Raw genomic sequence first — 8,911 nt, 5'->3', positions numbered from 1 at the left:
TACTATAGGGCAAGTATTGTTGCTCTAAGTTATTAAAGCAAATGTTAAGGCCAAGCTGTGTCATTATTTGTGATATGTCAGCGCCTAAGCTCTTAACAAGCGAGTCTATCCCTTGTAGTGATGTGGCCTTAATAAAATTTTTCATGCATTACCCCAGCAACTTGGTGTCTAAAAATATCAAGTTTTGATGTGTTTTTCTATGCAGTATTAATAAGGTATTAATTTTTCATAAGGGCTCACATGCAGAGCACAACATTTGATTACATTGTTATAGGGGCCGGTAGTGCTGGGTGTGTTATTGCTTCGCGTTTATCTGAAGATAAAAATGTGAGTGTATGTTTAATTGAAGCCGGCGGGGGAGATAAAAGCGCTCTTGTTCAAATGCCAGCTGCAGTTGCTGCCAGCGTGCCTTATGGTATTAACAGTTGGCACTATAATACAGTACCCCAAAAAGCACTTAACAATCGGTGCGGTTTTATGCCAAGGGGTAAAGTGCTCGGTGGTTCAAGCTCAATCAATGCAATGGTTTATATTCGAGGTAATAAACACGATTATGATGAGTGGGAAAAGCAGGGGAACATGGGCTGGGATTATAAAAGCATGTTGCCCTATTTTATAAAAGCTGAAAACAACAGTGCATTTATAAATAACTCTTTGCATGGAGTTGATGGACCGCTTTATGTACAAGAGCTAAATACGCCAAGTTCTGTTAATCAGTATTTTTTAAATGCTTGCGCTGAACAAGGGGTACCGCTAAATGATGATATTAACGGTAAAGAACAAAGTGGTGCACGTTTGTCGCAGGTTACACAGCATAAAGGAGAACGTTGTAGTGCAGCGAAAGCGTATTTAACACCTAATTTAAATAGGGATAACCTAACTGTATTCACACATTGCCACGTTAAAAAAATAAATATAAAAAATAAAACTGCGCAAGGAGTGCAAATAACACGTAACAAACAGCAAATAGGGTTAACGGCTAATAAAGAGGTGATTTTGAGTGCGGGGGCTATTAATTCGCCGCAAATTTTAATGTTGTCGGGGATTGGACCAAAAGAGCAATTAAAATTACATAATATTGATGTGAAGGTTGTGTTAGAAGGCGTTGGTGAAAATTTACAAGACCATCTAACAGTGGTTCCACTTTTTAAAGCCAATAATAGTGCCGGTACGTTTGGTATAAGCCCAAAAGGTGCGCTTCAAGTTACTAAAGGGGTTGCAGATTGGTTTAGTAAACGAAACGGATGTTTAACAAGTAACTTTGCGGAGTCTCATGCGTTTATTAAATTATTTAAAGATTCGCCGGCACCTGATGTTCAACTCGAATTTGTAATTGGGCTAGTAGACGATCATAGTCGCAAGTTGCATTATGGGCATGGGTACAGTATTCATAGCAGTATTATGCGACCTAAAAGTAGAGGGACTATCAAGCTTGCAAACAATGACCCCCATACAGCACCGCTGATTGATCCTAATTATTTAAGCCATCAAGATGACTTAAACATAATGTTGTTGGGTTTGAAAAAAACACTTGCAATAATGAATAGCCCAGCCTTTGATGAAATACGTGCAGATATGGTTTATCCACTCGATATAAATAATGATCAGCAGTTAATAGAGTTTATTCGTGAAACAGCTGACACTGAATATCATCCCGTTGGGACATGTAAAATGGGTAAGGACGAGATGTCGGTTGTTGACAGCAAGTTAAAAGTGCATGGCGTTAATAATTTACGTGTTGTTGACGCGTCGATAATGCCCACAATTGTTACAGGTAACACTAATGCCCCTGTTATAGCGATTGCAGAAAAAGCGGCTGACTTAATTAAGGCAGCCAATAGTTAGCTGTAAAAGGTGTTTAACCAGTGTTGCCAATCAGATTCTAGGCGTAACATTTGCAAGTGCTTTTTAGCTTTAAGATGTTTTGCTTGGTCTTCTTCTGCGATGAACGGTCCAACTCGGCAAAGCGCGCAATGGTTTGATGTTAAGTAGCTGGGTTTGGTTAATTGTTTGGCTAGTTGGGGTTCTAAGGTGCTACTTTTTGGGCTAAATACATACGTGATCCCGCTTGTGTCTTTGACGTGTTTGTCACGGTCAACATTACGAATTTTATAGCCCGAAAAACGTGTTATATCAAATGGCATTTGGCCACAATATTTGCTGCTTAAACGTTCGTTTAAACTGCCTTCTATGTTCCATTCACGATAAGGTTTTACATCTTTAGAGGTTATAAAGCAAAGCATTGGGCCATTTGGGTTTAACGCAAACTCAGTGGCATATTTAATAAATTGATGTAATAGGGCTCTGTTTAAAACGTTCATACTTGATTGACGAGTGCTAGCTTCAAACGCCTCTTTACCTACAAATGCAGGAATAAGTGGGAACTGAAAAATGACTACATCAAAGTATTGGTTGTTACTTTTTAATGTTTGCCAACACGCTTTGCTCGTCACATCAAAATTATTAAGAACGTCAACACTGCATTCACGCAATTTTTTTAAAGCGTTATCAGGGTATTTTTGTTCTATGGTTTGTGCGCTATCGTAAGTTGAGGCGACTAATTTATTTGGTTTTACGTGCTCAAAAATCGCATGAGAAAACGATAGGTCGCCATCGCCAACAGTAAGTATTCGCCAATTAGGGTTTAAGTACATACTTTGCTATGTGTTTTGCTTATTAACGTTTTGAAGTTGCTTATTCGCCGTATTTAAACGCTCAAAAGCAAGCCTTGTTTTTAGGCCTTCGATAGCTATTTGCTTAATAATTAAGTTAAAAGTGATTACAATTGCAAATGCAAAATGCAGTGGGCCATCTGTAAACCCACCGTCCGCTTTATATAACGTTACGCCAAATAATATGAGCAAAACAACTAAAAATATCTCAATAAGCTGATTTGAATAAAAGTTGAGGCGGTTTTCATTTTTGTGATCTTTCTTAATGCTAATAGCGCAAAAAAATGGAATGACCTTGATTTTAAAAGCGGCGTTTTTTTCTACATAGTTTTCGCCAAGCTCGTCAAGCTGCTGGCGTAATTGGTCAATCATGGTGAGTCCTCAAATAGCTGTGCGCGGATGGTACATTATTACCGCGCAATATTTAAGGTAATAGCTACTATTTTGGGTAAATACTCATACCAATAATGAATATATGGCACACAAACACGACCGACGTCAGCACAAAGCGCATTTTTTGATAGTCTTTGTCGTAGGTTTGCCACTGTGATGTTGATTTTTCAAAAAGTAGAACAAGCCAAAAACTCAGCGATAACCACCCTAAAACCCATTCAACAGGTAAAAATGCTAAAAATGGTACCGGAATAACAGGTAGTACCGCTTTTATTGCATCAGCATAGCTTTGCTGGCCGGCATGCCAAAGATTACCTGCCATAAAAGCAAGAATAGCAATGCTATAAAACGTAAAAAACTCTAAGTTAACACTGTTACTACCGAGCATCAGTGGCCACGCTAAACAGGCTAGAAATGGTATTAGGCCAAGATAGCCTAATTGGATGTGATTGATAAACTTGTTCATAACAGTGTGCCCTGAGTATTTTTAATAGTAAGCGAGGCAATTGTATCAGCCTTACGCGTGCAAACCGATATGTTGCAATAAATTAAGTACGAATCTAGTTATTATTTAGTTTCATCCTAAAAATCGATTGTTTTAATCTAAACAATCAATTTTATTTAATTTATCGATGGGCTTATTGTATTAATCAAGCCAGCAAGGTTAGCCCAAAAAATCTCGCTTTGCTTGGTAACTTAAATTAATACATTAAATATAAATGAGGAATACTATGAGCACTTCATTAATCAACACAAAAATTCAACCGTTCAACGCAACTGCATACCACAATGGTGATTTTGTAGAAGTATCTGAAAAAGATGTACTTGGTAAGTGGTCAATCTTCTTCTTTTACCCAGCAGATTTCACATTTGTATGTCCTACTGAACTTGGCGATGTTGCTGATTACTACGAGCAACTACAAGAAATGGGTGTAGAAGTTTACTCAGTATCAACTGATACTCATTTTACTCATAAAGCATGGCACGATACGTCAGACACAATCGGTAAAATTAAATTCCCGATGATTGGCGACCCAACAGGCCGTATTACTCGCAGCTTTGGCGTTATGATTGAAGATGATGGCCTAGCACTTCGTGGTACGTTTGTAATGAACCCTGAAGGTGAAATTAAAGTAATTGAAACTCACGATTTAGGTATTGGCCGTAGCGCTAAAGAGCTAGTGCGTAAAGTACAAGCCGCACAATACATTGCAACTCACGACGGTGAAGTTTGTCCAGCATCGTGGCAGCCAGGTGAAGACACACTTGCTCCTTCACTAGACCTAGTTGGTAAAATCTAAGTATAGATTACCTCAACTATAAGGGCAGGTAACTGCCTTAAACCAATAAATATTCGTTTATTGGTGCCTCCTATCTCAATTTGATGATTAAGCACATGCATTAATTGGCATGGGAGGCTTGCTGTTTAAATTTTCCTAAAAAGGGTTAAGCCATGTTAGATAACAACATTAAAAATCAATTAAAAAGCCATTTCGAATCGCTTACTCAACCTGTTGAGCTGCTTATTGCCTTGGATGACAGCAAAAAATCAACAGAAGTAGAAAGCTTAGCAAATGATTTAGCATCATTAAGCGATAAGTTTACGGTAGTTAACAACCCAGACACCAGCGCACGACGCCCGTCTATGGTTGTACATTCACCAGTTAAAAATACCCATATTACGTTTGCAGGCGTACCGATGGGACACGAATTTACAAGTTTAGTGTTGGCGCTTTTACACACTGGCGGACACGCAAGTAAAGCAAAAAGCGAAGACATTGAACAGATACAATCACTTGATCAACAACTTAATTTTGAAATTTACATTAGCTTGAGCTGCCAAACGTGCCCTCAAGTAGTGCAGGCGCTAAACACAATGGCCGCGACTAATAGCAAAATTAAAGCAACAATGATTGATGGCGCACTATTTCAAGAGGAAGTAGAAGAGCGCAACATTTTAGCTGTACCGGCTGTTTATTTAAATGGTGAACCATTTAGCCAAGGTGCATTAAGCCTAACTGACATTTTAAACAAAGTAGATAGTAAAGGTGCAGCACGCCAAGCTGCTGCACTAAGTGAAAAAGATGAATTTGACGTACTAGTAGTTGGTGGTGGACCTGCGGGTGCCTCAGCTGCTATTTACTCTGCACGTAAAGGCTTAAATACAGGTGTTGTAGCTGAACGTTTTGGTGGGCAAGTTGCTGACACATTAGCGATTGAAAACTTTATCTCTGTTAAAGCCACTGAAGGGCCAAAACTTGTTGCACAGCTTGAAGAGCATGTTAAAGAGTACGATGTTGATGTAATGCATAACCAACGTGCTGCAGGACTTGAACGCGTTAATAACAAATACGAAATTACGCTTGAGAACGGGGCTACTTTAAAAGCTAAATCACTAGTTTTAGCAACCGGTGCACGTTGGCGTGAAATGAACGTACCCGGTGAGCAAGAGTACCGTGGACATGGTGTAGCATACTGCCCACATTGTGATGGTCCTTTATTTAAAGGTAAACCTGTCGCAGTGATTGGTGGTGGTAACTCAGGTATTGAAGCGGCAATCGATTTAGCGAACATTGTTGAGCACGTAACAGTGCTTGAATTTGCAGATACACTTCGCGCCGATGAAGTACTTATTCGCAAAGCGAAAAGCTTAAATAATATTACTATTATTAAAAACGCCCAAACTACAGAAGTACTTGGCGATGGTAAAAAGGTAACAGGACTCACTTACACAGACCGAGTATCAGGTGATAGCAAGGCACTTACTCTAGCGGGTATTTTTGTACAAATAGGCTTAATTCCTAACACTGAGTGGTTAAAAATTAGTGACTTAGCGCTAAGTAAATTTGGTGAAATATTAATTGATGCAAAAGGTGCTACGTCATTACCAGGTGTTTATGGCGCAGGTGATGCAACAAATACCCCATTTAAGCAAATTATTATTGCCATGGGCAGCGGTGCAACAGCAAGTTTAGGTGCTTTTGATTACTTAATTCGCAACAGCGAAGAAAGCGAGCAAGACAAAACAGCTGCTTAACGTGCAAAACCTCTCTTGATATAACAGCAAGGTACACCCATCGCTGTTTGTTAACCCAAGCCGCCCTCTCCAAAGGCGGCTTTTTTATGGCGTAATTAATCATATATAAATAGGTTAATCGCCACCGCCACCACAGCCAGAATCTGAACCGCTGCAATTATTATCAGAGTAATTTGTGCCAGTATTATATGTGGTTGCACCTTGTTTTGAGTTTGCAGTGACAAAGGTAAGTAGTAGCAAAAAGCTACTAACAATTAAAATTACCATGATTGACTCCCAATCCTGTGACGAATAACCGGTATAAAGTGATAAGGCTAAAATAGTAATCAAAATGGTTCGAGCTATTAATTTCATTGTTATTTCCTTTAACTTATTGTCAGGTACATTTAATGTAATTCTGGTTTAACGGTTTTTATTGCTGATGCGACAGCGAGCTCAAGTGAGTACATTTTAAAAGGTTTTGATATAAACATATCCATGCCGGCTTGTTTACAGGCAAGTTTGTCTTGAGACGATGTATTAGCAGTTAATGCAACAATATACGTTTTATTAGTAGGGCAAATTTTTTGTTCTCTTAACTGCTTAGTTGCTTCAAAACCGTCCAAAATAGGCATAATACAATCCATAAAAATAAGGTCATACGGCTTATGCTTACACTTTAAAACAGCGTCTTGACCGTCAACCGCAAAGTCGGGGTGTATATTAAGCTTATTTAGGGATGCGTTAAGCACTAATCTATTGATGTCGTTGTCATCAACAACAAGCACAGATAACTCGCTTGTGTTTAAATCAATGTTAGCGAGCGGTTTATTTTCAAGTGCTTGCTCTTCACCTCGGGGTATTGGAATATAAACTGAAAATGTAGTGCCTTTATTAACTTCGCTAGTAACTTCAATTTTTCCGCCCATGTACTCCACAAGTTCTTTTACAATTGCTAGGCCTAGACCCGTGCCGCCTTTTGTATTTTTAGCATCGACTTCTTGCGTAAAAGGAGAGAATAGTGATTCTAGAAAGGCCGCTGTCATCCCTCTGCCAGAATCGGTTACATTTATATTAAGGGCAAGCGCATTATTTTTTTTTGTTAAAAACGTGTCTAAGTTTACAAAACCTTGCTCTGTAAATTTTAACGCATTGCTTAATAAATTAGAGGTGATTTGGCTTAATCGGGTGTTATCGCAATAGGCCCAGCAGTCATCTGCTATCTCATTATTAACTTCGAACACTATGTTTTTATCATTAAATAAAGGGGTATAGAGAGAGAAAAGGTCAGTGAAAACAGTTTTTAATAAAACATTGTTTGGTTCAAGCTTAAGCTCGCCATGATTAATTTTTGAGAAATCAAGAACCTCATTAATAATATTCAATAATATGTCTGAGCTGCGTAGCGCAACTTTAATTTTTTCTGTTCTTTTTTGTTCATCATGCTCATCTATCAAGTTGGTGAGCATGCCTGTAATACCATTGAGTGGCGTTCTGAGTTCATGGCTAATTTTTGCAAAAAGCATGCTTCTATCAAAAAGTAAGCGTTCAGCCTCTGCTTTTTTGCTTTTAAGTTCTTCACGAAGAGTCATCGACTCTGTTACATCTTGAAACGTGCCAAATAACCTTACGCAGGTGTCGCCTTCAAATTCAGCTTCTCCAAAGGTCGATACCCAAATGTTGTTATTTTTTGCAGTAACAATTTCAAGGTCTAAATTCCACTTTTCGCCTTTGCTAACGGCTAACTCTACTGCTTTGGTAATATTTTCTCGGCTTGATCCCTCTTTATAGAAGTTAATTGCGGTTTCCATCATAGGTTGATAGTTTTCATCAACTTCATGAATAAGCTTAGTTTGTTTGCTCCAATAAATTTTATTGTGGGCAATATCAACTTCCCAAGTTCCTATATTCGCAACGCTTTCAAGCTTAACAAGGCTATTACTATTTTTTATTAGGCGATCTTTTGTTTGGTTTCTGGCAAATTCCGCACCTAACCATTGTGCAAATAATTCTATATAATCATAGGCTTGGTCTGTAAAAACAGGCGATGAATCAGCAGAAGAAAAGTTAACGGTTCCAAACACTTCATTACCTATTTTAATAGGAGCACCAATGTAGGATTCCAGTTGGAAATTAGCAAAGCAAGGGTGGTCTGCAATTTCGCTCTGAGATACATTGTGAAAAGCGAGGGCTGAGCCTGCTTTGAGGGTGTGTGTGCAGTAAGTACCTTGTAGGTCAAATTGTGTACCTATAGCAAGATCGTTGTTAGGGGTAACCGCATATAAAACAGTGTAGCACTGGTCTTCAACTTTACTGATGATAGCTAAATCAAGATTAAAAACGTTAAGCCCAAACGTTAATAGCTTTTGTGTTTTGTTGTCAAATGTTAAACTTTGATCAGAGACTATGTCGTGAAATTGCCTAAGAAAATTCAATAGAAAAACCCTATAGTATTAATTTTTTAAAACTTTATTTAGCAAGCTTAGAATAACGTTAAAAAGTGATAAAAAGCTATTACTATCTCGGCAACTAAATACAAAAAAAACGATTTGATTAAAATATAGATTTAGCGTATTTGTGTGCACGTTATCTAATTTGTAATTTAGTATGTTGAGTTAGGTGTGTACTCTGGGTTGATATCTCCATCAACTTCTTCTGGATCAACATCGTTTATCATAAGTGTTTCTCTTACGGCTTCTATATGATCAAGGACCGTTTGATAGTGCTCACCATATTCATATTTAGTCACTTCAATAGCTTTTGGCATATATGTAAACGCTATTTTAAGAGCATGAAGTGCATCGTCATTTATTTTTTCACTCATATTTTT

The 8,911-nt window shown here is 38.2% G+C and carries 9 protein-coding genes; 3 read left to right on the top strand and 6 right to left on the bottom strand.

The window, feature by feature from the left end; genetic code table 11:
- Positions 1-240 precede the first annotated feature (240 nt).
- Positions 241-1,845 (top strand): GMC family oxidoreductase, encoded by a 1,605-nt coding sequence (locus BCG07_RS15665; RefSeq protein ID WP_286891021.1) that lies wholly within the window; start codon positions 241-243, stop codon positions 1,843-1,845.
- Here the strand turns inward: BCG07_RS15665 and BCG07_RS15660 are convergent.
- The 3 genes from BCG07_RS15660 to BCG07_RS15650 all read right to left on the bottom strand — a co-directional run bounded on the left by BCG07_RS15660 (position 1,842) and on the right by BCG07_RS15650 (position 3,531).
- On the bottom strand, positions 1,842-2,654 hold the full coding sequence (locus tag BCG07_RS15660) for a class I SAM-dependent methyltransferase (protein ID WP_008129714.1): 813 nt from the start codon (positions 2,652-2,654) through the stop codon (positions 1,842-1,844). The two genes, BCG07_RS15665 and BCG07_RS15660, sit on opposite strands and share 4 nt — an antisense overlap.
- A gap of 6 nt (positions 2,655-2,660) precedes the next feature.
- Positions 2,661-3,044, bottom strand: coding sequence for a hypothetical protein (locus BCG07_RS15655; RefSeq protein WP_006791613.1), 384 nt, complete (start codon positions 3,042-3,044; stop codon positions 2,661-2,663).
- Between the two features lie 67 nt (positions 3,045-3,111).
- Entirely contained in the window at positions 3,112-3,531 is a 420-nt protein-coding gene (locus BCG07_RS15650) for a DUF3429 domain-containing protein (protein WP_058429860.1), read from the bottom strand.
- 265 nt (positions 3,532-3,796) lie between these two features.
- Here BCG07_RS15650 and ahpC point away from each other — a divergent pair, with 265 nt between their 5' ends.
- Positions 3,797-4,366: an alkyl hydroperoxide reductase subunit C gene (gene ahpC, locus BCG07_RS15645; protein ID WP_004587118.1), complete on the top strand. Its 570-nt coding sequence runs from the start codon at positions 3,797-3,799 to the stop codon at positions 4,364-4,366.
- A 152-nt stretch (positions 4,367-4,518) separates the two neighbouring features.
- On the top strand, positions 4,519-6,102 hold the full coding sequence (gene ahpF / locus BCG07_RS15640) for an alkyl hydroperoxide reductase subunit F (protein ID WP_271480069.1): 1,584 nt from the start codon (positions 4,519-4,521) through the stop codon (positions 6,100-6,102).
- Positions 6,103-6,216: 114 nt separating this feature from the next.
- On the opposite strand, the gene BCG07_RS15635 is transcribed toward ahpF, so the two are convergent.
- The 3 genes from BCG07_RS15635 to BCG07_RS15625 form a co-directional block, all read right to left on the bottom strand.
- Positions 6,217-6,456 carry a hypothetical protein gene (locus BCG07_RS15635; RefSeq protein ID WP_248518839.1) on the bottom strand — a complete coding sequence of 80 codons (240 nt, stop codon included), beginning with the start codon at positions 6,454-6,456 and terminating at the stop codon, positions 6,217-6,219.
- Positions 6,457-6,488: 32 nt separating this feature from the next.
- Positions 6,489-8,516 (bottom strand): hybrid sensor histidine kinase/response regulator, encoded by a 2,028-nt coding sequence (locus BCG07_RS15630; RefSeq protein ID WP_286891015.1) that lies wholly within the window; start codon positions 8,514-8,516, stop codon positions 6,489-6,491.
- Between the two features lie 167 nt (positions 8,517-8,683).
- The gene (locus tag BCG07_RS15625) at positions 8,684-8,905 is read right to left on the bottom strand and encodes a hypothetical protein (RefSeq protein ID WP_008129726.1); all 222 of its coding nucleotides are present in this window, start codon (positions 8,903-8,905) and stop codon (positions 8,684-8,686) included.
- Positions 8,906-8,911: the final 6 nt, after the last annotated feature.

The organism is Pseudoalteromonas sp. ESRF-bin5, from assembly GCF_002632075.1.
GTDB classification, from domain to species: domain Bacteria; phylum Pseudomonadota; class Gammaproteobacteria; order Enterobacterales; family Alteromonadaceae; genus Pseudoalteromonas; species Pseudoalteromonas marina.
The sequence above is the reverse complement of the archived record's forward strand: the minus strand, read 5'-3'. Positions and strand labels throughout refer to the sequence as shown.